Raw genomic sequence first — 26,412 nt, 5'->3', positions numbered from 1 at the left:
TCGGCCCGTTCGGCGGCCGGGGACCCGTTCGGCGGCGGGGTCCCGTCTGGCGGCGGGGTCCGGGTCCGGCGGGTCAGAAGCCGGGGCCGTCCGGCCGGTTGCCGGCCGTCGCCAGCCGGCCCCACAGCAGGTCGGTGAGGGCCGTGACCAACTCCGCCCGGTCGCAGGGGCGTTCGCCGAGCCACCAGTCGCCGGCGGCGTGCATCATGCCGACGATGCCGTGGCCCCAGACCCGGGCCAGACGTTCGCCGCCGGGCCCGAGGTCGACGCGTTCGCCGATGACCTGGGCCAGTTCCTCGCCCAGGCGCCGCAGCAGGGGGGCCGAGTGGAGGCCCACGTCGAAGCCGCGCTCGGCGGCGTGCGAGTCCTCGGCGGGGTGCATCAGGAAGCGGTACACCTGCGGGCGGGCCTCGATCGCGACGAGGTAGGTGTCCAGGGTGGCCTCGACCCGGCGGCGGCGCTCGGCCGGGGCGTCGAGCGCGGCGCGCAGCGAGTCGAGCAGCGCGTCGGTGTGGCGTACGGCGAGGGCCTGGTAGAGGCCCGCCTTGTCGCCGAAGTGCCGGTAGAGGATGGGCTTGGTGATGCCCGCCTCGGCCGCGATGGCGTTCATGGAGGCCTTCGGGCCGTCCCTGAGCACGACCCGGTCGGCGGCTTCGAGCAACTCCCGTCGCCGGCGCTCGGCCGCTCCCGGTTCGCCGGCCTGCTGAGTGGTCTCCATGACGTGTTTCTCTCCCCGCCCTTGCGATGTGCGTGACGCCCACGCAACGTAACACCCCGCACACCCCCGCGATCGACTCGACCGCCGCCCTCCGGGCCGAACCTGCGGCGCTTGACACTGCTTACCCGTCGGTAACAGACTGTGGCCATCGATATGGTTACCGCTGGTAACCGCCCTGGGTGGGCAACCGTACGTGCACGAGACAGCTGGAGGGGACATGGCGGAGTTCACCATGGAGCTCAACGACGACCAGAAGCAGGTGCGGGACTGGATCCACGGCTTCGCCGCCGACGTGATCCGGCCCGCCGCCGCGGAATGGGACGAGCGCGAAGAGACTCCGTGGCCCGTCATCCAGGAGGCCGCGAAGGTCGGCATCTACTCCGTCGACTTCTACGCCCAGCAGTTCTTCGACCCGACCGGCCTCGGCATCCCGATGGCGATGGAGGAGCTCTTCTGGGGCGACGCGGGCATCGCCCTGTCCATCGTCGGCACCGGCCTCGCCGCCATCGGGGTCGTCGCCAACGGCACCGAGGAGCAGATCGGCACCTGGATCCCGCAGATGTACGGCGACCAGAACGACGTGAAAGTCGCGGCCTTCTGCTCCTCCGAGCCGGACGCGGGATCGGACGTCGGGGCGATGCGCACCCGCGCCGTCTACGACGAGGCCAAGGACGAGTGGGTGCTCAACGGCACCAAGACCTGGGCGACCAACGGCGGCATAGCCAACGTCCACATCGTCGTCGCCGTGGTCGACCCCGAACTCGGCACCAAGGGGCACGCCTCCTTCATCGTGCCGCCGAACACCCCCGGCCTGTCGCAGGGCCAGAAGTTCAAGAAGCACGGCATCCGCGCCTCGCACACCGCCGAGGTGGTGTTGGAGGACTGCCGCATCCCCGGCTCCTGCCTCCTCGGCGGCAAGGAGAAGCTCGACGAGCGACTCGCCCGCGCCCGTGAGCGGGCCAGGGCCGGCGGCGGCGAGCGGGTGAAGAACGCCGCCATGGCCACCTTCGAGGCCTCCCGCCCGGCGGTGGGCGCGATGGCCGTGGGCACGGCCCGCGCCGCCTACGAGGTGGCCCTGGACTACGCCAAGACGCGGACCCAGTTCGGCCGGCCGATCATCGACAACCAGGGCGTGGCCTTCCAACTCGCCGACATGCGGACGCAGATCGACGCGGCCCGACTGATGGTGTGGCGGGCCTCCTGGATGGCGATCGCGGGCAAGCCCTTCACCGCCGCGGAGGGCTCGATGTCGAAGCTCTTCGCGAGCGAGGTCGCCAAGAAGGTCACCGCCCAGGCGGTCCAGATCCTCGGCGGCAACGGCTTCACCCGCGAGTACCCGGTGGAGCGCATGCACCGCGACAGCGCGATCTACACCATCTTCGAGGGCACGAGCGAGATCCAGCGCCTGGTCATCGCCCGCACGATCTCGGGGATGCCGATCCGCTAGCGCGCGTCGCGGGGTCGCCCCCTCCCGCTCCCGGGAACGTCCGTGCCCCCGCGGGCCCATGGCCCGCGGGGGCACGCTCACGTCGACCGGCCTCCGGTCAGCCCGTGGCCACGGCGATCACGATGAGCGTGGCGTAGAAGAGCAGCGAGAGGGCCATCGGCACCGAGACGACCAGCGCCTGCGGACGTCGGCGCAGCTGCTTGCCCGGGTCCATCGGCGGGCGGAAGCCGCCCTGCGGGGCCGCGAGCTTGGCGAACGTCGACCTCGGGCCCAGGTTGCGCAGCACCGTGATCGGGGTGAGCAGCAGGGACATCGGCCCCCACCAGCCCTGCCACAGCGTCTTCGCGGACATGTCCCGGACGGTGGCGGTCCCGCAGTCACGGCAGAACGGCCCCTGCACGCTCAGCGAGCGCATCATCAAAACCATGCCCTGGTGGCCCCGGACGGTCGCCTGCGCCGCGGGCTGGGCCCCGCACAGCCGGCAGCCGTGGCCGCCCTGCTGCGGCTGGTGGCCCGCGTAGGGGGAGGGGGCGGGAGCGCCCTGCCGGGGCACACCCGCGGCGAACGGGTTGCCGTGGCCGGCCGGCTGCGGCGCGACATCGGGCTGCGGCTGCGCGTACGGGTTGCCGTGCCCGGCCGGCTGCTGCTGCGGCGGCTGCGCGTACGGGTTCCCGTGGCCGGGCTGCTGTGCGTACGGGGTGTGCGGGTGCTGCGGGACCGAGCCCTGCGGCGCCGGTTGTGGAGTGGCCACGATGGTCCCCTTGAAGGAGTCGGTTCGATCACCGGGCGCGGTGATCAAGGCACCCTAGCGGGATTCATCATGTCCCCAACAACCGATCGAGGGCCCGGCCGAAGAGGAAACGGCCCGCCGCCACGACGAGCGGGTCGAAGGGGCGACCGAGCCCGCGCAGGCTCAGTTCCTCGCGCCAGTGGACCTGGGCTCCGGAGGGGAAGTACGGCCGAACCTCGATCTCCGCCCACCCCCGGACCACCCGGCCGTGTTTCACGAGGCGCACCAGCCCCGCCGCGGCCCCCGCCGGAGGCGTCCAGACGGTGACTTCCATGGGGTCGTCGAATGTGAGCCGTCCCACGCCGGTCCGCGCCGTGAACACCGTTCCGACGTGCGTCGGCGGCGCCGTGTCGACGCTCGTCCGGGTGAAGGGGACCTGAGCGCCGTGGCGCTCCCAGTCCGTCAGCCGGAGCCAGGCCTCGGCGGGCTGGAGGGTCGTCGTGCGAACGATCCGGATAACGGGCATGAGCGCATCGTAATCGGGCATACACACCCTGAACTGGACCCCGAATATGGGTTCCGTCCGGGGGTGGCGATCAGCAATACTCACCGCCACCGTGGATCGCGGATTCGACCGGGTGACCACCGGCCCTCCCGCCCCACTCTGCGAGGAGGTGCGCCGATGTGCTCTCACCAGCTCCCCTGCCCGACCGCCGACAGCGCCGATCACGACGCCGCCCACACCGTGGCCTCCCACCCCGAACAGGGCTGGAGCCTGCTCTGCAACGGTGCCGTGGTCTTCGACGACACAGGTGAACTGCTCCCCGACGGCCGCACGGTGGAACCCCGCCGACCGGCCCTTGTCTGAGCGAGGAGGCAGCATGCGCCAGCAGCTGATCCGCAAGCCCGTCCCCAAGCCCGCACCCCGAGACCTGGACCTCCGTACACCGTCGGGCAGACCCCTCCCGTACTGACGGGAGCCCCGGAGTCACGCGCCACCGGCTGAGGGTCAGCCGGTGGCCGCCGCCGTGCCGCCCATGAACGCCGTCTCGTACGCCGCGTCCCCGATCGCCGCGCGGGCCCGCCGCTCGCCCTCGTCCCGCAGGGCCGTCAGCGCGGGCGAGCCACCCATCTGAGGCCGCCCCACCGTGCGCCACCAGGCCTGCCCGGTACCCAGCAGCCGCGCCGCCAGTTCCCCGTCGCCGAGGCCGGCCACCGCCGCGGCGAGCAGGTCCAGGCCGAGCGCGATGCCGAACCGGTCGCCCAGCAGGCGCTTGCCCGACAGCATGGCCCTGACGTGGCGGGCCGCCTCCCCGTGGTGCCCGAGGCCCAGCGCGGACATGGCCAGGATGTAGTCCGCGTAGGCCCGCAACCAGCGCTCGCCCAGTTCCGCGCACGCCTCGCGCAGGCCCCGCGCCTCCTCGGCGGCCTCCTCGAAGCGCTCCAGGTCGCACAGCGCGAAGCCGGTGGCCAGTCGACACAGCAGCCAGCCCGGACCGCTGGAGCGCCCGCCGTGGCCCGCCCGTGCCCGGGGGCCGGCCAGCACGAGGGCGCTCACCGAGTCCCCGGGCATCATCACCGCCACCGCGTGCAGGTACGCGGCCCGCAACTCGCGCTCCGGGTCGGCCAGTCGGTCCGCGGAGCGGGTGCACTCCTCGCCGAGTCCGCGGGCCGAGTCCATGTCGCCCTGGAGCAGCACCGTCAGCCCGAGGGCCCACAGCGCCTGGGTGTAGGCGGCGCCCGTGCGCGGGCCCGCGCGCAGGGACCGTTCCAGGAAGGCGCGACCCTCGTGGACGTGCCCGCACGCGAACCAGAAGAACCACAACGCCCCGGCCATCTCCTGGGCGGCCGCCGGCTCACACCCCAGCAACTGTTCCAGGGCCGTCCGCAGTTGCGGGTGCTCGGCGGTCATCCTGCGGTACCAGTCCACCTGGCCCGGCCCCATCCACCCCCGGTCCGCGGCCTGGGCGAGCGCCAGGTACCAATGGGCGTGCCGGTCGGCGACCGTCCGCACCTCGCCCAGTTCCGTCAGCCAGTCGTGTCCGTACTCGCGGATCGTGTCGAGCATCCGGTAGCGGGCCCCCGCCCCGCGTTCCTCGGTGCGCCGCACCACGGACTTGGCCACGAGGCCCGCCAGGACCCGCTCCACCCGGGAGGCGGGAAGCGGGCCGCCCGCGCACACCGCCCGGGCGGCGGCCACGTCGAAGTCGCCGGTGAACACCGACAGGCGGGCCCACAGCAGCCGTTCCACCGGCTCGCACAGCTCGTGGCTCCAGCCGATCGCGGTCCGCATCGTCCGGTGCCGGGGGAGCAGCGCGTCGTCGGTGTCGGTCAGCACGTCGAACCGCGCCCCCAGCCGCTGTGCCATCTGTTCGAGGGTCCACGACCGCAGCCGCGCGCCCGCGAGTTCGAGCGCGAGCGGGATCCCGTCGAGCCGGCGGCACACCTCGGCGGCGACCGCCGCCCGCTCGGGGTCCTCGAAGGCGGCGGCGGCCGTCGGGGACGCGGCGACGGCCCGCCGGCGGAAGAGGGTGAGGGCGTCGCTGTCCGGTCCCTCGAAGGGCAGCGGCCGCACCTCGACGAGCCGTTCCCCGGGACTGCCGAGCGGTTCGCGGGAGGTGGTCAACACCGTCAGCTCCGGTGCGGACTGCAGGAGTTCCCCCACGAGGTGCCGGCAGGCGGAGATCAAGTGCTCGCAGGTGTCGAGGACGAGAAGGAGCTTCTTGTCGGCCATCCAGGCGCACAGTTCCTCGTCCAGCGACCTGGTGCGGTGGTCGGCGAGGCCGACGGTGTGGGCCACGGTCGCGGTGAGCAGATCGGGGTCGCGCAGCGGCGAGAGTTCGACCCACCAGACCCCGTCGGGTCGTTCCGGCCCGGCCGCCGCGGCGGCGCGCAGGGCGAGCCTGGTCTTGCCGACCCCGCCCACCCCGGTCAGGGTGATCAGTCGTCGACCCGGTAACAGACTCTCCAGATCGGCGAGTTCACGCTCCCGTCCGACGAGGCGCGCCGATTGCGGCGGCAGGTTTCCCGGCACGGGACCAGCGCCCGTCCCGGGGCGGCCGCCTGCGGAATCTGGCTGATTGTTGTTGACCGAGTACTCACCGAACACGGATGTATTGTGCGTGATCTCATGTGTCGGCAGGGGCGTTCGGGTCAGATCCCCGCATTTTCTCCTGTGCGGGGCGCGCGGGCGAGGGGCCTCATCCGGCGAGGACGACGCGGGTCTGCGCGGAGAAGGCCCCCCAGTTGCCGTCGGGCAGCCGCGCGCGCAGTTTGACGGACCACACGGTGCCGGCGGGCTCGGTCACCGTGAGCCGGTGTTCCACCCTTCCGGTCCCGGACGGGACCGCCGCGCCGGCCCCGAACTGGATGACGGTGACGGGCCGGTCGTTGACGTAGAGCTGGTACTCGTCGGTGCGCCGACCGGTGGCCGGGGCGGTCCAGGACAGATCGACCAGCCCGGGGGAGGCGGTCGCGGTGAGCCCGCCCGGCGCGGTGTCCGGGCCCTGCCCGGGGTCGGGCGGCGTGGTCAGCTCCACCGCCGGGCCGTCGGGCGAGGTGTTGTCGGCGCCGTCCCGGGCGCGGACGGTGAAGGTGTAGCGGGTGCCCGGTTGGAGGCCGGTCAGGGCGGTGGCGCTCTCGCCGCCGCCGGCCGTGTGGACGCGGACGCCGCCCTGGTAGACGTCGTACGCGGTGACACCCGTGTCGTCCGTCGCCGCCGTCCAGGTCAGCCGGGCCGCTCGGGGGCCTTCGGTGCGGCCCGCGGTGGTGGGCGGCGGCGAGGGGGCGCGCCGGTCCTCGGCCTTGGCGGCCGGCGTGGTCACCCGGGCGGGTTCGCTGAGCGGGGAGCGGTTGCCGGCGGCGTCCCGGGCCCGGACCGTGAAGGCGTAGGCGGTCACGGGGGCGAGGCCCGTGACGTCCACCATCGTCTTGTCGGCGGGGAGTTCGCGGACCAGGTGGTCGCCCTGGAAGACCTGATAGCCGGTCACCCCCTCGCCGTCCGGGGCCGCTCGCCACATGACGTGCACCGAAGTGGCGCTGCCGGCCTGCGCGGTGAGCTCGGCCGGGGCGCGCGGGGGGTCGGTGTCGCCGTCCGGGGCGCACGCCGTGGCGAGTGCCAGACAGAGGCAGAGCGCGGGGACGGCGCTTCGCACGGAGTGTCGCAAGGAGGTGCCTTCCGCCGCTTCCTCGTAAAGGTCTAGACATATATGGCACGCCCGGCGGTGGGCGGGCAAGACCCCGGTGCTCCCCTCGGGGGTTCGGTGCGGGACGGGAGCCGGTCGGTCGGCCGGTTTCGCCTCTCCCCACCCCATCTGGCATTATTGCGATCTCTTTGCAATAAGAGATGATCTTAAACAGTACGAAAAGCAGGTATACGCGGATGTGGATCGCATGACGGCCCGGACAGCACGAGGAGTGGCCGCCACCACACTCGCCGCCACGCTCATCGCGGGCGCGGCAGCCTGCTCGGCCCCCTCGGCAGGCGGCGAAGCGGGCCGCGCGGCGGACACCGCCGTCGTCGGCATCGCGACCGAACCGGAGACCCTCAGCCCGCTCCTCGGATACGGCAAGGACGGCAACTCCAAGATCTTCGACGGGCTGCTGACGCACGACGCGGACATGAAGCTGCGGCCGGCCCTCGCCGAGGCCCTGCCGGAGATCTCCCCCGACGGACGCACCTACACCTACCGGCTCCGGAAGGGCGTGAAGTTCAGCGACGGGCAGCCCTTCGGCGCCGAGGACGTCGTCTTCACCTACCGCACGATCCTGGACCCGAAGACCAACAACGCCTCCAAGACCGAACTCGACGCGATCGACCGCGTCGAGGCCCGGGGCGACGACACCGTCGTCTTCACGCTGAAGTACCCCTACGCGCCGTTCGCCGAGCGGACCGTGCTGCCGATCGCGCCCCGGCACATCGCGGGCCGGCAGGACGTCAACAGCGGAGACTTCACGACCCGGCCCGTCGGCACCGGCCCGTACGTCCTCACCGGCTGGTCCAAGGGCGAGAAGATCGGCTTCAAGGCCAACCCGACCCACTGGGGCGGCGAGCCCGCCGTGAAGAAGTTCACCATGGTCGTCATCAAGGACGACGACGTGCGCGCCACCCGGCTGCGCTCCGGCGAACTCGACGGCGCGATCCTCCCGCCCGCCTTGGCCAACGCCCTCGGCGGGAAGGGCGGCGACAAGGACTCGGCGCGCACCCTCCACACGGCCAAGACCTTCGACTACCGCAACGTCACCCTCCCCACCGCCCACCACGTCACCGGTGACCCGGCCGTCCGCCGGGCGCTGGACCTCGCGGTCGACCGCCGGAGCATGGTCGATCAACTCCTGGAGGGCGCGGGCAAGCCGGCCTACGGGCCGGTCCCCACCGACAGCCCTTGGTTCACGGTCGGCACGGAGCGGGCGTACGACCTCGACAGGGCGAAGAAGATCCTTGACGAGGCCGGTTGGAAGACCGGAGGCGACGGCATCCGCGCCAAGGACGGGACCCGCGCCTCCTTCCCGCTCTGGTACACCTCCGGCGACAAGATCCGCCAGGACCACGCACTCGCCTTCGCCTCCGACGCCAAGAAGGCAGGCATCGAGGTCACGACCGAGGCCGGCACCTGGGAGGTCATCGAACCCCGGATGAAGACCGACGCGGTCCTCGCCGGCGGCGGCTCCCCGGCCGACCCCGACTTCGACCAGTACCTGCTGCTGCACTCCGCGCTGGCGGGCGACGGCTTCAACAACATGGCCCGGTACGACAACAAGACCGTCGACCGGGCGCTCCTCGACGGCCGCAAGAGCGGTGACCCGGCCGCGCGCAAGGCCGCGTACGACACCGTGCAGCGGGAACTGGTCGCGAACCCGGGCTACGTCTTCCTCACCCACATCGACCACCTGTACGTGGTGAACGACAAGTGGGACGGGCTCACCACCCAGGTCGAGCCGCACGACCACGGCCTCGGCTCCGGCCCCTGGTGGAACGTCGAGAACTGGAAGCCGAAGCGGAAGTGAACCGGACGACGTGACCTCCCGCTCCTCCTCCCGCGTCCCCTGGGGGCCGATGGCGCGCATGGCCGGCCGGCGCACCCTGTTCGCCGTCCCCGTCCTGCTCACCGTCACCTTCGGGGTGTTCGCCGTCGCCGCGATGTCCCCCTTCGACCCCGTCAAGGCGTACGCCGGCGCGGCCGGCCTCACCGCCTCGCAGGCCGAACTCGACCAACTGCGCACCAACCTCGGCGTCGATCAGCCGCTGGTCGCACGCTGGTGGGAGTGGCTCACCTCGGCCCTCACCGGGGACCTCGGAACCTCCACCGTCATGCGCCAGCCCGTCGGCGACGTCATCGCCGAACGGGTGGGCTGGTCGGCGCTCCTCGCCCTGTGCGCCTTCGTGCTCGCCGTGCTGGTGGGCACGGCCCTCGGCGTGCTCGCCGCCCGGCGGCAGGGCGGCCCGCTCGACCGGGCCGTCTCCGCGCTCGCCTACACCCTGGAGGCGGCCCCGGCCTTCTGGCTGGGCCTGCTGGCCATCTGGTTCTTCTCCGTACGGCTCGGAGTCCTGCCCTCCGGCGGACTCACGGACGCCTCCCACGACGTGGTCACCCCCGGGCAGGTCGCCTCCCACCTGGTGCTCCCGGCACTGGTGCTGGGGATCTCACAACTGCCCTGGTTCTTCCTGTACGTACGTCAAGGTGTGGCCGACGCCCTGGACGAGGACCCCGTGCGCGGGGCCCGGGCCCGGGGCGTGGCCGAACGGCGGATCCTGGTCGGGCACGCGCTGCGCTCCGGGATGCTCCCGATGCTGACCCTGATCGGGTCACGGGTGCCCGAACTGATCACCGGGGCGCTGCTGGTGGAGACCGTGTTCAGCTGGCCCGGCATCGCGGCGGCCACCGTACAGGCCGCCACCTCGGTGGACTTCCCGCTGCTCGCCGCCCTCACCGTGTCGGCCACGGCGGCCGTGCTCACCGGGAACCTGCTGTCCGACCTGCTGTACGGACTCGCCGACCCGAGGGTGGGCTTCGATGGCTGAGACCACCTGGCGCGCCCACGGCCGCGCCGACCGCTCCACGCGCCGGCCGCGGGTGCGCGTCCACGCCGTGACCGTCGCCGTGATCGCCCTGGCGGCCTTGCTGGTCCCGCCGCTGGCACAGCTCGACCAGCAGGCCGTGGACCTGTCGGCGAAGCTGCTGCCGCCCTCCTGGGAACACCCCTTCGGAACCGACGACGTGGGCCGCGACCTGCTGCTGCGCTGCGTCTACGGACTGCGGGTGTCCCTGCTGGTCGGCCTGGTGGCGGCGCTCGTCGCCACCGTGATCGGCACCGCCGTCGGCGCGGCGGCCGGCGCGTGGGGCGGCTGGACCGACCGGCTCGTGATGCGGGTCGTGGACACCCTGTCGTCGATCCCGCACCTGCTGCTCGGCATCTTCATCGTGGCGATGTTCCGCCCCGGGGTGTGGCCGGTGGTGGTCTCGGTGGCCCTGACCCACTGGCTGTCCACGGCCCGCATCGTCCGGGCCGAGGTCCTGTCCCTGCGGTCCCGGCCCTTCGTGGACGCCGCCGTCTCGGGTGGCGCCTCGCGGTGGCGGGTCGCGACCCGCCACCTGGTTCCCGCGGTCCTGCCCCAGGCCGGGCTCGCCGCCGTACTGATGATCCCGCACGCGATGTGGCACGAGTCGGCACTGTCCTTCCTCGGCCTCGGGCTCCCCTCCCACCAGGCCAGTCTGGGCACCCTCGTACAGACCGCACGGGGCTCGCTCCTCGTGGGGCACTGGTGGCCCACCCTCTTCCCGGGCCTGCTGCTGATCATCCCGACCCTGGCCATCGCCGGTCTCGCGGCCGCCTGGCGAGAGCGCCTCAACCCCCGCCGCCGCTCGGAGTCGACCCTGTGACCGCAGAGCCGTCCGCCATGTCCCCGGGTCCCGCCGGCGGCCCCGCCGCGGGGCGACGACGCGACCCCGCGGAACCGGTCCTCAGCGTGGACCGGCTGTCCGTGCGCTTCCGCATGCGCTCGGAGCGCCACGTCGAGGCCGTCACCGACGCCACCTTCACCCTGGCCGCCGGCGAGTGCCTCGCCCTCGTCGGCGAGAGCGGGTGCGGCAAGTCCGTCCTCGCCTCCGCCCTCCTCGGCCTGCTCCCCGGCAACGCCGAGACCGCCGGGTCGGCCCGCCTCGCGGACGGGCTCGACCTCCTCGCCGCCGACGAGGCCACCCTGGCCCGCACCATCCGCGGCCGTCGCGTCGCCCTCGTCCCGCAGAGCCCCGCCGCCCATCTCACCCCGGTCCGCACCGTCCGCTCCCACCTGGAGGAGACCGTCCGGGAACTCACCGAGCCGGCAGCGTTGTCAGAGCCGTCCGGGCCGTCCGGGCCGTCCGGGCCGTCCGGGCCGTCCGAGGCGTCCGGGCTCTCCGGGCTGTCCAAGGCGTCCGGGCTCTCCGGGCTGTCCAAGGCGTCCGGGCTCTCCGGGCTGTCCAAGGCGTCCGGGCCGTTCGGGTTTCCCGGCGCGCGGCTTCCGGGCACGGGGCGGCGGGCGCGACTGCGCGCCGCCGCGGAAGCGGCGGCCGCCCGCGCGGCCTTCCCCACCTCCCACCTCGACCGCCACCCGCACGAACTCTCCGGCGGCCTCGCCCAGCGCGCCGCCACCGCCCTGGCCCTCGTCGGGGACGCCCCGCTGCTGCTCGCCGACGAGCCGACCACCGGCCTCGACCGGGACCTCGTCCACCGCACCGTGGACGAGCTGCGGGCGCACACCCGTGCGGCCGGCCGGGCCCTGCTGCTGATCACCCACGACCTCGCCGCCGCCGAACGGATCGCCGACACCATCGCCGTGATGTACGCCGGGCGCATCGTCGAGACCGCTCCCGCGGACGCCTTCTTCGGACGGAGCGGCCCCCGGCACCCCTACGCCCGCGGGCTCCTCGACGCCCTCCCCGAGCGGGCCTTCGCCCCCATCCCCGGCGCCCCGCCCGAACTCGGCGCGCTGCCGCCCGGCTGCGCCTTCGCCGCCCGCTGCGCACGGGCCGACGCGACCTGCCGGACGCGGCGACCCCCGCTCACCGAAGGGGTGGCCTGCCACCATGCTTGAGCTCCACGGCATCACCGCCGGGTACGACCGGGGCGCCCCCGTCGTGCGGGACGCCCACCTCACCCTGGAGCCAGGGGAGGCACTCGGGCTGCTCGGTCCGAGCGGCTGCGGCAAATCCACCCTGGCCAGGGTGGCGGCCCTGCTGCACCGACCCGAGCGCGGCACCGTGGTGCTCGGCGGCCGCACCGTGACCGGCTTCCGGCACCGGGCCCCGCGCGCCCTGCGCGTCCGGGTCGGCGTCGTCTTCCAACAGCCCCGCCTGTCGGCCGACCCCCGACTCACGCTGCGCGACCTCGTCGCGGAACCCCTCCGGGCCACGGGGCGACGCGCGGAAGCGGCCTCGGTCGTACCGGAGTTGACGGAACGTGTCGGACTCGGCGCCGATCTGCTCACGCGGCGTCCCCACGAGGTGAGTGACGGGCAACTGCAACGCGCGTGTCTGGCACGCGCCCTGGTGCTGCGACCGAGTCTGCTGGTCTGCGACGAGATGACCGCGATGCTCGACGCCTCCACGACGGCCGCGCTGGTGGGCGTGGTCGAGGAGTACCGGGCGCGGACCGGCGCGGCACTGCTCTCGGTGGGCCACGACCCGGTCCTGCTCGGTCGCTGGTGCGACCGTACGGCCCTCTGGAGCGAGATCGTCAAGAGCTGATCAGCCGTCACGGACGGTCAACACCCGTACGGCGTACACGTCTTTCGCCCGAAGGGCCCCCTCGCTGCGCCACCATGGCGGCGCCCAAGGAGGTTCCGATGGTGATTTCCCTCTCCGTGATCGTCCTGCTCCTCGTCCTCGCGTGGATCTTCCTGCGCGGCGGCGGACTCAAGTTCTCCCACGCGCTCGTCTGCGCCCTGCTCGGCTTCCAACTCGCGAGCAGCAGCATCGCCATGACCATCCACGACGGACTCGCGGCCACCGCGGACGTCGTCTCCGGCTTCAACCCCTGAGCCCTGTCGTCGAAGTCCCGCCCGGCCCGGGCGGGGCGAGCTTGATCGACTGTTGCGCCTTCGTGAATCATCCGGCTCTTCCATGGACTCCTCGCGCGGTGCGATCTAGCGTCTGGCGGCGGCGCGATGTGAGACGCAATGTCAACAAAACGGAAGACCATGGAGGAAGTCCGGATGTTCCGAAGAGCGCTGAACTGCGCGGTGGTACCGGCTCTCGCCGCGTTCGTGGCGATGTACGGCATCTCACCGGCCCAGGCCGAGGGGATACCCAAGGCCCCCGGCCACCGCCTGATCAGCCACTACGACGGCGCCCCCGCCGCCGCCGTCCCGCTGCCGGGCGAGGCCTCGCCGCAGCACCCGTACCTCGCGCCCAACGGCCGCAGCGGCATGCACTCCGACGCGGCGGGCAGCGCCACCTCGCCCTGGTCCGGGCCGCTGGGCAGGAACCCGCAGGTCACCAGCGAGAAGATCGCCGCCCTCGGCGGCGAATGCGCCACCGCCACCTTCGATTCGGCCGGCCGGATCGTCACCGTCTGCGGCACCTTCTCCGGGTTCAAGGTCAAACTCCTCGACCCCCGTACGCTCGCCACGCTCGCGGAACACCAACTCCCGCAGCGTTCCTCGACGGTCGAGGCGATCACCTCGCTCGACTTCGCGAAGATCTTCAAGGACACCTCGGGCGGCGCCTACTTCTACCTGGACAACCAGGACCGGGCAGTGCTGGCCGACTCCCGCCAGCACATCCTGCGCCTCGCCCACTCGCAGAACCCGGACGGCACCTGGAAGTTCACGGTCGACAACGACTGGGACCTCACCGGCCAGGTCCCGCACGACTGCGTGAGCTGGACCAACCTGTGGCCCAGCGGCACCTGCGACCCGGTCACCTCCGTCATGCCCGACTGGAGCGGCCGCATCTGGTGGGTCACCCGCCAGGGCCGTGTGGGCACGGTGGACCCGGCGACCTCGGTGATCCGCTCCGTCCGGCTCGACGGCGAGGAGATCCAGAACTCCTTCTCCGTCGCCGAGGACGGGGTCTCCATCGTCACCGACCACGCCCTGTACAGCTTCGCCACGACCGCCGACGGCACCCCGCGCGTGCAGTGGCGTCAGACCTACGACCGGGGCACGGGCACCAAGCCGGGCTCCGTGAACCAGGGTTCGGGCACCACCCCGGACCTCTTCGGCAACGACTACGTCGCCATCACCGACAACTCCGACGACCGGATGAACGTGCTCGTCTACAGGCGGGGCGTGGACGTACCCGCCGACCAGCGGCTCGTCTGCAAGGTCCCGGTGTTCGGATCGGGCGCCTCGACCACCGACAACTCCCTGATCACCTGGGGCAACAGCATCGTCGTCGAGAACAACTACGGCTACGAGAACCCCACCACCCTGCTGCTCGGCAAGTCCGTCGTCGGCGGGGTCAGCCGTATCGACGTCCGCGCCGACGGCAGCGGCTGCGACACGGTGTGGCAGAGCGCGATCCGCTCGCCCTCCGTCGTCCCCAAGCTCTCCACCGCGAACGGGTTGCTCTACTTCTACGAGAAGGAGCCGAACGCCTGGGGCATCGACGCCTGGTACCTCACCGCGGTGGACTTCCGTACCGGTGAGCGTCGTTGGCGACAGCTGACCGGCACCGGCCCGCTGTACGACAACAACTGGGCGCCGATCACCCTCGGACCCGACGGCACCGCGTACGTGGGCGTGTTCAACGGCATCGTGGCGGTCCGCGACGGCGGCTGACGTCCGCCGGCCGACGGGTGGGGGGCCGATGGGTGGGGGCCGCCGGGTGGCGCCGATCGCGCCGCCCGTCAGTCCTCCCGCCGCCACAGCGGGTGCTCGCGCGCGGCCCAGGCCCGATCCACGGAGCCCGTGCGCAGACCGCGCCGGGCCTCGGGATCACCCAGCGCCTTGCCGATGTGCCCGGCGAGGACGATGCCGAGGGCCAGGGCGAGCCAGTCGTGCACGAAGGTCGCCCCCGTCCGCCAGACGAGCGGGGCCAGGCCGGTGGCCCACATCAGCAGCCCGGTGCCGAGCATCACGGTCACCGCCCCGCCCAACCAGCCCGCGTACACCTTCTGGCCGGCATTGAACTTCCCGGCCGGGCGGGGGCCGTGGCGGTCCCGGCGCAGCACGGTGCGCAACCACACCCTGTCGTGCGGCCCGAACCGGTTGAGGCGGCGCAGATCGGCACGGAAGGCGCGGGAGGCCAGGCCGAGCAGGAACGGGACGACGAGCAGCAGGCCGGACCACACGTGCACGGTCACGACGAGATGGCGTCGCCCCACGAGCTCGGCGAGGGCGGGCAGGTAGAGGCAGCCCGCCGACACCACGCAGACCCCCATCAGGGCGGCCGTGGCCCGGTGCACCAGGCGTTGGGAGCGACCGAAACGCCGCACGCGCTCGCCCTGCCGGGGCTCCGGGCGCGATCGCGCGGGTCGCATCTCAGACGGTGGGGGCATCATCGCGTCCGTTCGACGTGCCGACCCAGGCGTCGACGTCGTAGCCGAGTCGCTCCCAGTAACCGGGCTCCACGTCACGGGTGACGGTGATGCCGGAGAGCCACTTCGCCGACTTGTAGAAGTACATCGGGGCCACGTACAGGCGCGCGGGCCCGCCATGGGCGTGACTCAGCGGTTCGTCCCGCATCCGCAGGGCCACCATCACGTCGGCCCGGCGGGCCTGGGAGAGGGTCAGGCTCTCGGTGTACGTGCCGTCGAAGCAGCTGAACCGGATGGCCCGCCCCTCGGGCCGCACCCCGGCGGCGTCGAGCAACCGGAAGACCGGCACGCCCTCGAAGGGGGTGGCGGGCACGCGCCAGCCGGTGACGCACTGGACATCGCGGACGACCCGGGTCTGCGGCAGCCGCCGGAGCGCGTCGAGGTCGTACGTTCCCGGCCGCTCGACGAGCCCGTCCACCCGCAGCCGGTAGTCCGCGGGGGAACGCTCGGGTACGGAGGAGGCGACCGAGTAGTACCGGAACCCGCCGCCGTTGGGCAACAGCCCGGTCAGCCCGGTGGGATCCTTGTCGGCGGCGGCGCCGAGCGCGGCTTCGAGGCCCCGTTGCAGGTGGGGCGCGGCCACCAGCCCGGCGGCGCCGAGCCCGAGCATGCCCAGCACCAGCCGCCGGCCGACCGGCGCGCCGGACAGGTCGGGATCCGACGGGTCACGTGGCTCCGACCGGTCACGCCGTTCCGACGGGTCACGCGGCTCCGGCGGTTCACGCCGCTCCGCCGGCTCCGGCCGGTCCCCTCGCTCTGTGCTCACCCGTCGATTCGACCACCGCCGGCCGCCCGACGCCAAGGGGAGCGGGTCGTCCGTCAGACTTCCGTCACACCTGGCGGCGGCCGCCTCGTGCAACGTGTCCGCAACCTGCCCGCTCCTAGCCTCCTTCCGAGTGCCGGCCGACGGCGGCCGGCGCCCGGCAAGGGGAGGACCCCATGGCCCGTTTCGCTGCGCCCGGAACCGAGGGCGCGCTCATGTCGTACGCGTCCCGCTACGACCACTACATCGGCGGCGCGTACACGGCTCCCGTCCGGGGCCGGTACTTCGACAACCCCTCCCCCGTGACCGGCGAACCCTTCACCGAGATCGCCCGCGGCACCGCCGAGGACGTCGAGCGGGCGCTGGACGCCGCGCACGCCGCCGCGCCCGCCTGGGGACGTACCTCGGTGGCCGAGCGGGCCGGGATCCTGCTGCGCATCGCGGACCGGATGGAGGAGAACCTCCAGGCCCTGGCGGTCGCGGAGACCTGGGAGAACGGCAAGCCGGTACGGGAGACCCTCGCGGCCGACCTGCCGCTGGCGATCGACCAGTTCCGCTACTTCGCGGGCGCGCTGCGGGCCCAGGAAGGGGCGCTCAGCCAGATCGACGACGACACGGTGGCCTACCACTTCCACGAGCCGCTGGGCGTGGTCGGCCAGATCATCCCGTGGAACTTCCCGATCCTGATGGCGGTGTGGAAGTTGGCGCCGGCGCTGGCCGCCGGGAACACGGTGGTGCTCAAGCCGGCCGAGCAGACGCCGGCCTCGGTGCACTACTGGCTCGCTCTGGTCGAGGACCTGCTCCCGCCGGGCGTGGTCAACATCGTGAACGGCTTCGGGGAGGAGGCCGGCAAGCCGTTGGCGTCCAGCCCGCGCGTGGCGAAGATCGCCTTCACCGGGGAGACCTCCACCGGGCGGCTGATCATGCAGTACGCGGCGGAGCACCTCAAGCCCGTCACCCTCGAACTCGGCGGCAAGAGCCCCAACCTCTTCTTCGACGACATCTGGTCGACCGACGACGAGCTGCGGGACAAGGCGCTGGAGGGGTTCACCATGTTCGCCCTCAACCAGGGCGAGGTGTGCACCAGCCCCTCGCGCGCCCTGATCGAGCGCGGCAGGTACGGGGACTTCCTGGACGCGGCCGTCGCCCGCACCGAACTGATCGTGCCGGGGCACCCGCTGGACACGGACACGATGATCGGTGCCCAGGCCTCGGAGGAACAGCTGAAGAAGGTCCTGTCGTACGTGGAGATCGGGTTGAAGGAGGGTGCCAGGATCCTCACGGGCGGGCAGCGCATCGAGCACGGCGGCGACCTCGCGGGCGGCTTCTACGTACAGCCGACGATCTTCGAGGGGGACAACCGGATGCGGATCTTCCAGGAGGAGATCTTCGGCCCGGTGGTGTCGGTGACCTCCTTCGACGACTTCGACGACGCCGTCCGCATCGCCAACGACACGGCGTACGGCCTCGGCGCCGGCGTCTGGACCCGCGACATCAACACGGCCTACCGCGCCGGCCGCGCCATCCAGGCGGGCCGCGTCTGGACGAACTGCTACCACGCCTATCCCGCCCACGCGGCCTTCGGCGGCTACAAGCAGTCCGGCATCGGCCGCGAGACCCACAAGATGATGCTGGAGCACTACCAGCAGACGAAGAACATGCTGGTCAGCTACTCCCCGAAGCGGCTGGGCTTCTTCTAGTGCGGTGGCCGGCAACCCTTTCCGGCCGCAGCGCCGGCCGCCGTTTGGTCGCCGGTCGCGGCGGCGGGGCGGCCTCCTGCGGAGGGCTGGGGCGGGTGGTCGTGCCGACGCCGTTTCCGCCGAGGTTACCGTGGGTACGGTCGAACCGACGGTCCATCAGGTCAAGTGTCCCGGACCCTTGACTCCGGTTGTCGGAGTCGGGATTCTCGACACACTGTTTGCGCGGGACATGACAAGCGGTTGTTTCGGGATCGTGCGTTTCACGTCCCGGCCGGCCGTGCGCCTGGACCGCGCCCTCCGCCGACCGTGGACGTGAGTGGTGGCCTTGAACCGATCCCCGCACAGCAGACGCAAACCGATCGCGGTGCTGTCACTGCTGCTCGCCATGCTGGCCATGGCGCTCGGCCCCACCTCGGGGGCCGCGGCCGACTCCGGGTGGTGGAACCCCACCGCGCGGCCCGGGCCGGACTCCGAGATCAACGTCACCGGCGAACCCTTCAAGGGGACCGACGCCCAGGGCAATGTACGGGGCTTCGTCGACGCCCACGACCACCTGATGTCCAACGAGGGCTTCGGCGGTCGACTCATCTGTGGCAAGCCCTTCTCGGAGGCGGGGGTCGCGGACGCGCTCAAGGACTGTCCGGAGCACTACCCGGACGGCACGCTCGCGATCTTCGACTTCATCACCAAGGGCGGCGACGGCAAGCACGACCCCGACGGCTGGCCGACCTTCAAGGACTGGCCCGCGCACGACTCGCTCACCCACCAGCAGAACTACTACGCCTGGGTCGAACGCGCCTGGCGCGGCGGGCAGCGGGTCCTCGTCAACGACCTCGTCACCAACGGGGTGATCTGCTCGGTCTACTTCTTCAAGGACCGCGGTTGCGACGAGATGACCGCGATCCGACTGGAAGCCCGCAAGACCTACGACATGCAGGCCTACATCGACAAGATGTACGGCGGACCGGGCAAGGGCTGGTTCCGCATCGTCACCGACTCCACCCAGGCCCGCGACGTCATCCAGCAGGGCAAACTGGCCGTCGTCCTGGGAGTGGAGACCTCCGAGCCGTTCGGCTGCAAGCAGATCCTGGACATCTCCCAGTGCAGCAAGGCGGACATCGACCGCGGGCTCGACGAACTGCACCAACTCGGCGTGCGCAGCATGTTCCTGTGCCACAAGTTCGACAACGCCCTCTGCGGGGTCCGCTTCGACCAGGGAGCCCTCGGCACCGCGATCAACGTGGGCCAGTTCCTGTCCACCGGAACCTTCTGGAAGACCGAGGAGTGCGCGGGCCCGCAACACGACAACCCCATCGGCCTCGCACCGGCGGCCGAAGCCGAGAAGAAGCTCCCGGCGGGCGTGAGCGTTCCCTCCTACGCCGCCGGCGCGCAGTGCAACACCCGCGGCCTCACCGACCTCGGCGAGTACGCGGTGCGCGGCATGATGAAACGCAAGATGATGCTCGAAGTCGACCACATGAGCGTCAAGGCCGCCGGCCGGGCCTTCGACATCCTGGAGTCCGAGTCCTACCCCGGCGTGATCTCCTCGCACAGCTGGATGGACCTCGACTGGACCGAACGCCTCTACAAGCTCGGCGGGTTCGCCGCCCAGTACATGAACGGGGCCGAGGGCTTCAGCGCCGAGGCCAAGCGCACCGACGCGCTGCGCGACAAGTACGACGTCGGTTACGGCTACGGCACCGACATGAACGGGGTCGGCGGCTGGCCCGGCCCGCGCGGCGCCGACACCCCCAATCCGGTGCGCTACCCGTTCCGCAGCACCGACGGCGGCTCCGTCATCGACAAGCAGACCACCGGGCAGCGCACCTGGGACCTCAACACCGACGGCGCCTCCCACTACGGCCTGGTACCGGACTGGATCGAGGACATCCGCAACGTCGGCGGCCAAGGCGTCGTGGACGACATGTTCCGCGGAGCGGAGTCGTACCTGCGCACCTGGGGCGGATCCGAGCGGCACAAGGCGGGCGTCAACCTCGCGTCGGGCGCCGCCGGCTCGGCGAGCACCTCCGAATGGAACCCGTTCGTCAGCTACGCCCCCGACCGGGCCGTGGACGGCAACCGCGGCACCCGCTGGGCGAGCGACTGGAGCGACGACCAGTGGCTCCGCATCGACCTGGGAACCACCGGCCTGGTCAAGCGCGTCACCCTGGACTGGGAACGCGCGTACGCCAGGTCGTACGCCATCGAGGTCTCCACGGATGGGGTGAACTGGCGGACGGTCTGGTCCACCACCGCCGGTGACGGCGGTTTGGACACCGCACAGTTCGCCGGGGTGTCGGCACGCCACATCCGCGTCCACGGGCAAGGACGCGGCACCCAGTGGGGCTACTCCCTCCACGAAGTGGGCGTCTTCAGCAGCTGACGGCCCCGCCTGCGAGTCGGCCGGGGCGGTCGGATCGGGTCTCCCGAGCCGGCCGCCCCGGCCTTCCGCGCTCCGCCGGGGCGCGGGGGAACGAAGGGAACACGCACATGGCCCGGATGCCCTTGGCCGACCGCCGCCGACAGCTGACGGAGGCGGCGATCCGCGCGATGGCCCGCGACGGCGTCCCCAGGACGACCACGCGGTCGATCGTCGCCGAGGCGGGCGTGTCGCTGAGCGTCTTCCACTACTGCTTCGACTCCAAGCAGGCGCTGCTCGAATCCGTCATCGAGACGATCACCGACCACTACGTCAGCGTGGTGAAGGACGCGATCCGGCCGAGGCCCACGCTCCGCGAGACCATCCGCGCCGGTTTCCAGGCCTACTGGGACCACGTCGCGGCGCATCCCGAGGAGCACATGCTCACCTACGAACTGACGCAGTACGCACTGCGCCAACCCGGGTTCGAGCACCTGGCGCGGCGCCAGTACGAGCTGTACTCCGAGACCTACTGCGCGCTCATCGAACAGCTCCGCGGCGTGATGACCTTCGAACTCAGCGTCCCCGACACCGTCCTGGCCCGCTACCTCGCGGCCATGACCGACGGAGTGACCCTGAACCACCTGGTCCTCGGGAACGACCGGGTCGCGGCCGAGATCCTCGACATGATCAGCGATCACGTGGCCGGGCTGATCCGGGAGGAAGCCCCCGCCGTCTGAGGGGGACGACGGGATGGGCCGCCCGCAGGTCCGGCGGCGATCGCGTCAGCGGCCGGGCCGGTCGGCCGACAGTTCGCGGTCGAGGGAGCGCACGCGGGCCAGCGCGGCGTGGCGCCCCTCCGCGGGCAGCGCCCCGGCCAGCGCCCGCCACACCCCCGGATCGTCCGCACCCCACGGCCGGCACACCCAGTCGCCCAGCAGCCCCGCGTCGGCCCGCGCGATCACCGCGGCCCGCGCCTGGTCCTCGATCCGGCGGCGCAGCCGTACGATCCCGGGCGCCGCCGAGGCGGGCAGCAGCGGGCCCGGGTATCCGGCGAGGGCGGCCGAGACGGCACCCGCCGCCAGGTGCCGCGCCACGACGCCGAAGTCCGCCTCCAGCGGGGCGGCCGTGCGGTAGGGCCGCGAGAGCAGGTTGCCCGGGCCCAGCAGACCGCGCAGCCGGGAGATCTCCGCCCGCAACGTCACCGCCGACACCGACTCGTCCTCGTACAGGTCGAGGGCCAACTCCTCGCCCGAAAGCCCCGCCGCGTGGTGGGCCAGCAGCGCCATGATCTCGCTGTGCCGGCGCCCGAGCGTGACCTCCCGGCCGCCGCTCACCCACAGCGCCTCGTCCCGGCCGAGGGCGACGAGGCGGTCCGGGACGTAGGCGGGCGAAGGCTCCGGTTCCAGCAGGGTCAGTTGGGCTTCGGCGGCCCGGGCCACCGCCCGCACGAACGCCGGCGAACGGGGGTGGGCCAGCGCGTCGCCGCCGGTGATGTCGATCGCGCCGAGCAACCGCCCGCTGCGCGGATCGCGGACCGGGGCCGCCGCACAGGTCCACGGATGCACCCGGCGGCTGAAGTGCTCGGCGCCGAAGACCTGCACGGGCTCGCCGAGGGCCACGGCGGTGCCGGGGGCATTGGTTCCCATCACCGACTCCGCCCACCGCGCGCCCGGCACGAAACCGAGCCGTTCCGCCCGCCGCAGGGTGTCCGGCGCGCCCTCCACCCAGAGCAGACTGCCCCGCGCGTCGCACACCGCCGACAGGTGCGCCCCGTGCGCGGCGAACGCCCCGACCAGGTCCCGGAACACCGGCAGCACCCGGGCCAGCGGATGCTGCTCGCGGTAGGACCGCAGCTCCGCCTCCGCCAGCTCCACCCGGGCCGAGCCCTCCGGGTTCACCCGCGCCCGCGCGCACCGGCGCCACGACCCGGCGATCACCGCCCGGACCGGCGCCTCCATCCGCCCGTCCCCGGTGAACACGTCGTGGGCCCTTCGCAGCACCCGCGTGCGCTCGACGGGATCGGCCCCGCCCGGCAGCGCCACCGACGGATCGCCCATGTCACCCTCCCGTGGTGCGCGGAACCCGGAGCGCCCCCATCGTCGTACCGGTTGCGCACCACGACAAGCGGTGCGCCGGCCGTCCCGTGACCGAACCCGACCCGCGGGCGCGCTCGCCGGCGCGACCGGGAACGCCGGGCGGGAGACGCTGGACGGGAGCGGGAACGCTGGACGGGAGCGGGGCGTTGAGCGGGGTAGTGGCCGACGCAGGAGGAGGTGTCCGCAGATGTCCACAGGCGGAAAGGTGGCCGTGGCCGGAGTGGTGGCAGCCATCGTGCTGTTCGCGACGGTCGGGTTCTGGCCGGGTCTCCTGGTGTTGATCGGGGTGCCCACACTCGCGTACTTCCTGTTGGACCCCTCCCAGCGGCGCCGGCTGCGGGGCGTGTCCAGAAAGCAGATCGGCCGCTGACGGGGCTGCCCGACCCGGACGGCCACGGGGCGTGAGGCCGCGCGCCCGGGTCCCGTCCGCCGTGCGGTTCCCCGTCCCCGGTCTCGCGCCGTCAGGCCGGTCGGGTGGCGACGCGGTCCAGCGCCGCCAGCAGGTCCGGCAGGGCGGGTAGTTCGGGTCGCTGCGGGTCCGCGTCCTGCGGGACCGTGAGCACCTCGCCCGGCTCCGCGTCCAGCAGGACGAAGGCCGCGCCGCCGTCGGTGCGACCGACCAGTGACCAGCCGGGCCCGTCCGCCCGGAGCGTGCGCACGCCCTCGCTCGCGAAGCTGGACCGCACCCGCCCGGGCGGCGGCGGCTCGTTCGCGTAGCCGGCCGCCTCCGTGAGCGCCCGTGCCAGTCCCGGGTGCGCGGCGGCCGCGGCCCCGCCGTCCGCGGCGACGCGCTCGGACCAGTCGACCCACTCCCGGGCGATCTGGTCCGCTCCCATCCGCCGCTGCACCGGCCCCCAGGTGTCGGCGGACGGAGGCGCCAGGGGCACCCGGCCGGTGCCGTCGGCGCCCTGCTCGGGATCGTGGGGTTCCGGGATGCCCGACGCGGCCACCGTCAGCTCCAGCGGCCAGCCGGCCAGCGACACCACGATCGTCCGCTCGTCGGGGGACAGGTCGTACTCCATGCCGCAGTCCCAGGAGGCGATGGCCGCGGCGACGAGCGAGACGTCGTCCACCACGACCGTCCAGCGGGCGCCCTCCTCGTCCTGGCCCAGCACCAGCCCGTACCCGTCCGCGACCGGCGGCACGCCCAGCAGGGCGCAGGCCTCGGGGAAATCGTCGCCCATGATGCCCGGGAACCGGGTGGGGGTCAGCAGCACGGCCGTGAGCACGTACAGCGAGCCCCCTTCATCCTCTTCGGACACGTGGACTCCTCCCGTCGTGGTCGCTCTCTCGTCGGCGCACCTTAACCAGCGGGTAACTCACCCGTCGAGAGCCTGCGGACGTCGATTTTCAAGCCCGCTACCTGCACGTAGAGTTGGGCACCCGCCACAGAAAGGGACTCCGGTGCAGCGTTACGACCGGCTGAGGGAGATCCTCCGGCTCGATCCCGACGAGGATTTCCTCGCCATCTACCGGCTCACCGCCACCTACGAATTTCCCTGGGACGTCACCCGAGCCCTTGAGCTGGCCCTCTTCAGGACCTACGCGGTCCCGAGCATCGGACGGCTGCTCGCCGAGACCGCCGAGTTCACCGACCGCGCACAGAAGCGCTACGACGACACGGCGCTGCTGCTCGACGCGGTCGTGGAGCACGGATTCGACAGCGACACCGCGCGCACCGCGATCCGCCGCGTCAACCAGATGCACCGCAGCTACGACATCTCCGACGAGGACATGCGGTACGTCCTGTGCACCTTCGTGGTGATTCCGGCGCGCTGGATCGACTCCTACGGCTGGCGGCCCCTGACCCACCACGAACGCCGCGCCTTCGCGCACTACTACGCCACGCTCGGCCGCCACATGGGCATCACGGACATCCCGGGTTCCTACGAGGAGTTCGAAGCCCACCTGAACGACTACGAGGAGGCGCACTTCGGGTGGGACGAGGGCGGCCGCAAGGTGGCCGACGCCACCCTCGACCTGATGGCCTCGTGGTACCCGGCGCCGCTGGCCCCCGCCGTACGCGGAGCCGGCATCGCGCTGCTCGACGACTCGTTGCTGAGAGCGTTCCGGTTCGAGACCCCCCGCCCGGCGGTCCGGCGGCTGGTGCGCGGAGCGCTGCGGTTGCGCGGCCGCGCGGTGCGGCTGCTGCCGCCGCGCGAGGCCCCGCACCACGCCCGCCAGAACCCGGAGATCAAGGGCTACCCGAACGGGTACGACGTCGGAGAGCTCGGCACCTTCCCGGTGCCGGGTCGGGGCGGCTGCCCCGTACCGCATCCGCGCCGCCCCGCCGGTGCGGACGCCCCACCGCCCGCGTAGGCCCCCGGAACCGCCCGCGTAAGCGCCCGGACGCGCCGGGGGTGCGGTCGCTCAGGGGCGGCGCGTCGCGAGCACCAGGAAGCGGTGGTCCTCGTCGGCGTACGAGGTCATGTCCCAGCCCGAAGCCGACAGCAGGGGGCCGAGGTTGTGCTCGGCCCGCAGGTCGTCCGGGGTGAGTTCGCGACCGTGGCGCGCGGCGAGGGCGGCCCGCCCGATCGGGTGGAAGAGCGCGAGGCGGCCGCCGGGACGGACCACGCGTGCGAGCTCGCGCAGGTTCGACCCCGGGTCGGGCAGGTGCGCGATCAACCCCGCCGCGAACACCGCGTCCAGCGCCCCGTCCCGCAGGGGCAGCCGCGCCACGTCGGCCAGCAGCAGGGCGCCCTCGGCGTCCCGGCCGGCCCGCCGGGCGGCGGTCAGCATCTGCGGCGTGAGGTCGGCGCCGATCACGGTCCCCGAGGGGCCCACGGCCGCCCGCAGCGCCGTCAGGGCGCGCCCGGTACCGCAGCCCGCGTCGAGGACCAGGTCCCCGGGGCGCAGACCGAACTCGCCCACGGCGGTGGCGAAGGCGGGCCCGTCCGCCGGGAACTTGCGGTCCCAGTCTGCGGCGCGCACCCCGAAGAACTCCTGCACGTGTGTGTGGTCTTCGCTCATGCGCCCATGATCCCCCACGCGCACGTCCCTGCGGTGCGTGTGCAAGGTGGTACGTGGTGTGATCGAAGGCGAACGTAGCTCTGTCATATTCCAGCAGTTACAGCGGCTTTCGAAATGCGCACCTTGTTCGTGCCCTCACCCGGACTAGCGTCCGGTGGCCATGGGACACCTGGACCACGCCGCCTACGGCTGGCTGACACCCGCGCTGTCATACGTGATGGCTTCGATCGGCGCCGCCCTCGGCCTGCGCTGTACCGTCCGTGCGCTCGCCGCGACCGGATCCGCCCGCCGCAACTGGTTGCTCACCGCGGCCTCCGCCCTCGGCACCGGCATCTGGACGATGCACTTCGTCGCGATGCTCGGCTTCGACGTCACCGGCACCGAGATCCACTACGACGTCCCGCTGACCATCCTCAGCCTCCTGGTGGCCGTGCTGGTCGTCGGCGCGGGCGTCTTCGCCGTCGGATACGGCAGGAACCGCCGACGGTCCCTGGTCATCGGCGGGCTCACCACCGGCCTCGGCGTCGCGAGCATGCACTACCTGGGAATGGCGGCCCTGCGGCTGCACGGCGAGGTCTCCTACGAGCCGCTCGTCGTCGGGTTGTCGGTCGTCGTCGCGGTCATCGCGGCCACCGTCGCGCTGTGGGCCGCGCTCAACATCACGTCGCCGATGGCCGTGGCCGGCGCCTCGCTCGTCATGGGCGCGGCGGTCAGCAGCATGCACTACACGGGCATGGCCGCCGTCGCGGTCCGCGTCACCCCCTCGGACGTGGCTCTGCCCGGCGCCACGGCGATGCAGTTCATCTTCCCGCTCGCCGTCGGGCTCGGTTCCTACCTCTTCATCACCGCCGCCTTCGTGGCACTGTCCCCGACTGCGGACGAACGGGCGGCGTCGGCGGCCGCCCGGACCCTGGGGGAGGGCGCCGCGCCCGCGCACTGAACCCCGGGCCGCGTACGCCCGTACGCCCCCGTCACGCCTCGACCGCCGGTCGCCCCGCACACCGCCGGCCCTGCGCATCAGGAGCTCCGCACCCGCACCGCGCGCCCGCGCTCGGCGGGTTTGCCTCCACCGCCATCCCGCCAAGTCCGCACCGCCCGGAACGAGGA

At 72.6% G+C, this 26,412-nt stretch carries 25 protein-coding genes; 15 read left to right on the top strand and 10 right to left on the bottom strand.

What is annotated here, in order from left to right; translation table 11 throughout:
* Positions 1-73 precede the first annotated feature (73 nt).
* A complete protein-coding gene (locus tag ACIRO3_RS08505; RefSeq protein ID WP_365998940.1) occupies positions 74-718 on the bottom strand; it encodes a TetR family transcriptional regulator in 645 nt (214 codons plus the stop codon).
* A 217-nt stretch (positions 719-935) separates the two neighbouring features.
* Between ACIRO3_RS08505 and ACIRO3_RS08500 the strand changes: the two genes are divergently transcribed.
* Positions 936-2,165 (top strand): acyl-CoA dehydrogenase family protein, encoded by a 1,230-nt coding sequence (locus tag ACIRO3_RS08500; RefSeq protein WP_361778551.1) that lies wholly within the window; start codon positions 936-938, stop codon positions 2,163-2,165.
* A 97-nt stretch (positions 2,166-2,262) separates the two neighbouring features.
* On the opposite strand, the gene ACIRO3_RS08495 is transcribed toward ACIRO3_RS08500, so the two are convergent.
* A complete protein-coding gene (locus ACIRO3_RS08495; protein ID WP_404133904.1) occupies positions 2,263-2,916 on the bottom strand; it encodes a hypothetical protein in 654 nt (217 codons plus the stop codon).
* 67 nt (positions 2,917-2,983) lie between these two features.
* Positions 2,984-3,421 carry an SRPBCC family protein gene (locus ACIRO3_RS08490; RefSeq protein ID WP_404133901.1) on the bottom strand — a complete coding sequence of 146 codons (438 nt, stop codon included), beginning with the start codon at positions 3,419-3,421 and terminating at the stop codon, positions 2,984-2,986.
* Between the two features lie 156 nt (positions 3,422-3,577).
* On the opposite strand from ACIRO3_RS08490, the gene ACIRO3_RS08485 reads away from it, so the two are divergent.
* Entirely contained in the window at positions 3,578-3,763 is a 186-nt protein-coding gene (locus ACIRO3_RS08485) for a DUF5999 family protein (RefSeq protein ID WP_361778560.1), read from the top strand.
* Positions 3,764-3,904: 141 nt separating this feature from the next.
* Here the strand turns inward: ACIRO3_RS08485 and ACIRO3_RS08480 are convergent, their stop codons facing one another.
* A complete protein-coding gene (locus tag ACIRO3_RS08480; protein WP_404133898.1) occupies positions 3,905-5,929 on the bottom strand; it encodes an ATP-binding protein in 2,025 nt (674 codons plus the stop codon).
* 166 nt (positions 5,930-6,095) lie between these two features.
* A complete protein-coding gene (locus ACIRO3_RS08475) occupies positions 6,096-7,049 on the bottom strand; it encodes a fibronectin type III domain-containing protein (RefSeq protein ID WP_404133896.1) in 954 nt (317 codons plus the stop codon).
* A gap of 238 nt (positions 7,050-7,287) precedes the next feature.
* On the opposite strand from ACIRO3_RS08475, the gene ACIRO3_RS08470 reads away from it, so the two are divergent.
* The 7 genes from ACIRO3_RS08470 to ACIRO3_RS08440 all read left to right on the top strand — a co-directional run bounded on the left by ACIRO3_RS08470 (position 7,288) and on the right by ACIRO3_RS08440 (position 14,656).
* Positions 7,288-8,901: an ABC transporter substrate-binding protein gene (locus ACIRO3_RS08470; RefSeq protein WP_404133893.1), complete on the top strand. Its 1,614-nt coding sequence runs from the start codon at positions 7,288-7,290 to the stop codon at positions 8,899-8,901.
* 58 nt (positions 8,902-8,959) lie between these two features.
* Complete coding sequence (locus ACIRO3_RS08465) at positions 8,960-9,916, top strand: ABC transporter permease (protein WP_404134148.1); 957 nt, start codon at positions 8,960-8,962, stop codon at positions 9,914-9,916.
* Complete coding sequence (locus ACIRO3_RS08460) at positions 9,909-10,775, top strand: ABC transporter permease (RefSeq protein ID WP_404133890.1); 867 nt, start codon at positions 9,909-9,911, stop codon at positions 10,773-10,775. Before ACIRO3_RS08465 ends, ACIRO3_RS08460 begins: the two co-directional genes overlap by 8 nt.
* 17 nt (positions 10,776-10,792) lie before the next feature.
* Positions 10,793-11,968 (top strand): ABC transporter ATP-binding protein, encoded by a 1,176-nt coding sequence (locus ACIRO3_RS08455; protein WP_404134146.1) that lies wholly within the window; start codon positions 10,793-10,795, stop codon positions 11,966-11,968.
* On the top strand, positions 11,961-12,620 hold the full coding sequence (locus tag ACIRO3_RS08450; RefSeq protein WP_404133887.1) for an ABC transporter ATP-binding protein: 660 nt from the start codon (positions 11,961-11,963) through the stop codon (positions 12,618-12,620). The genes ACIRO3_RS08455 and ACIRO3_RS08450 overlap by 8 nt, the downstream gene beginning before the upstream one ends.
* A gap of 98 nt (positions 12,621-12,718) precedes the next feature.
* Entirely contained in the window at positions 12,719-12,913 is a 195-nt protein-coding gene (locus ACIRO3_RS08445) for a hypothetical protein (RefSeq protein ID WP_361778578.1), read from the top strand.
* 174 nt (positions 12,914-13,087) lie between these two features.
* Positions 13,088-14,656: a hypothetical protein gene (locus ACIRO3_RS08440; protein WP_404133884.1), complete on the top strand. Its 1,569-nt coding sequence runs from the start codon at positions 13,088-13,090 to the stop codon at positions 14,654-14,656.
* Between the two features lie 68 nt (positions 14,657-14,724).
* Here ACIRO3_RS08440 and ACIRO3_RS08435 read toward each other — a convergent pair whose 3' ends face one another.
* Positions 14,725-15,357: a cytochrome b/b6 domain-containing protein gene (locus ACIRO3_RS08435; RefSeq protein WP_404133882.1), complete on the bottom strand. Its 633-nt coding sequence runs from the start codon at positions 15,355-15,357 to the stop codon at positions 14,725-14,727.
* Between the two features lies 1 nt (position 15,358).
* Complete coding sequence (locus ACIRO3_RS08430; protein WP_404134143.1) at positions 15,359-16,024, bottom strand: molybdopterin-dependent oxidoreductase; 666 nt, start codon at positions 16,022-16,024, stop codon at positions 15,359-15,361.
* 329 nt (positions 16,025-16,353) lie between these two features.
* On the opposite strand from ACIRO3_RS08430, the gene ACIRO3_RS08425 reads away from it, so the two are divergent.
* From ACIRO3_RS08425 to ACIRO3_RS08415, 3 genes are all read left to right on the top strand, one after another.
* Positions 16,354-17,877 carry an aldehyde dehydrogenase family protein gene (locus ACIRO3_RS08425; protein WP_404133879.1) on the top strand — a complete coding sequence of 508 codons (1,524 nt, stop codon included), beginning with the start codon at positions 16,354-16,356 and terminating at the stop codon, positions 17,875-17,877.
* Between the two features lie 394 nt (positions 17,878-18,271).
* Positions 18,272-20,260 (top strand): discoidin domain-containing protein, encoded by a 1,989-nt coding sequence (locus ACIRO3_RS08420; protein WP_404134140.1) that lies wholly within the window; start codon positions 18,272-18,274, stop codon positions 20,258-20,260.
* 107 nt (positions 20,261-20,367) lie between these two features.
* Complete coding sequence (locus ACIRO3_RS08415) at positions 20,368-20,976, top strand: TetR/AcrR family transcriptional regulator (protein ID WP_361778590.1); 609 nt, start codon at positions 20,368-20,370, stop codon at positions 20,974-20,976.
* Positions 20,977-21,021: 45 nt separating this feature from the next.
* Here ACIRO3_RS08415 and ACIRO3_RS08410 read toward each other — a convergent pair whose 3' ends face one another.
* A complete protein-coding gene (locus ACIRO3_RS08410) occupies positions 21,022-22,296 on the bottom strand; it encodes a GAF domain-containing protein (protein WP_404133876.1) in 1,275 nt (424 codons plus the stop codon).
* 226 nt (positions 22,297-22,522) lie between these two features.
* Here ACIRO3_RS08410 and ACIRO3_RS08405 point away from each other — a divergent pair, with 226 nt between their 5' ends.
* Positions 22,523-22,705 (top strand): hypothetical protein, encoded by a 183-nt coding sequence (locus tag ACIRO3_RS08405; RefSeq protein ID WP_053683347.1) that lies wholly within the window; start codon positions 22,523-22,525, stop codon positions 22,703-22,705.
* 91 nt (positions 22,706-22,796) lie between these two features.
* Here ACIRO3_RS08405 and ACIRO3_RS08400 read toward each other — a convergent pair whose 3' ends face one another.
* Complete coding sequence (locus ACIRO3_RS08400) at positions 22,797-23,597, bottom strand: hypothetical protein (RefSeq protein WP_404133873.1); 801 nt, start codon at positions 23,595-23,597, stop codon at positions 22,797-22,799.
* 142 nt (positions 23,598-23,739) lie between these two features.
* Between ACIRO3_RS08400 and ACIRO3_RS08395 the strand changes: the two genes are divergently transcribed.
* Positions 23,740-24,654, top strand: coding sequence for an oxygenase MpaB family protein (locus ACIRO3_RS08395; RefSeq protein WP_404133871.1), 915 nt, complete (start codon positions 23,740-23,742; stop codon positions 24,652-24,654).
* Between the two features lie 51 nt (positions 24,655-24,705).
* On the opposite strand, the gene ACIRO3_RS08390 is transcribed toward ACIRO3_RS08395, so the two are convergent.
* Positions 24,706-25,305 carry a class I SAM-dependent methyltransferase gene (locus tag ACIRO3_RS08390; RefSeq protein WP_404133868.1) on the bottom strand — a complete coding sequence of 200 codons (600 nt, stop codon included), beginning with the start codon at positions 25,303-25,305 and terminating at the stop codon, positions 24,706-24,708.
* Between the two features lie 160 nt (positions 25,306-25,465).
* On the opposite strand from ACIRO3_RS08390, the gene ACIRO3_RS08385 reads away from it, so the two are divergent.
* Positions 25,466-26,245, top strand: coding sequence for an MHYT domain-containing protein (locus ACIRO3_RS08385; protein WP_404133865.1), 780 nt, complete (start codon positions 25,466-25,468; stop codon positions 26,243-26,245).
* Positions 26,246-26,412 lie beyond the last annotated feature (167 nt).

Origin of the sequence: Streptomyces sp. NPDC102278 (genome assembly GCF_044766345.1) — a bacterium.
In the GTDB taxonomy this organism is placed as follows: Bacteria; Actinomycetota; Actinomycetes; order Streptomycetales; family Streptomycetaceae; genus Streptomyces.
Note: the sequence above shows the minus strand (reverse complement) of the source record. Positions and strands in the feature narration are given on the sequence as shown.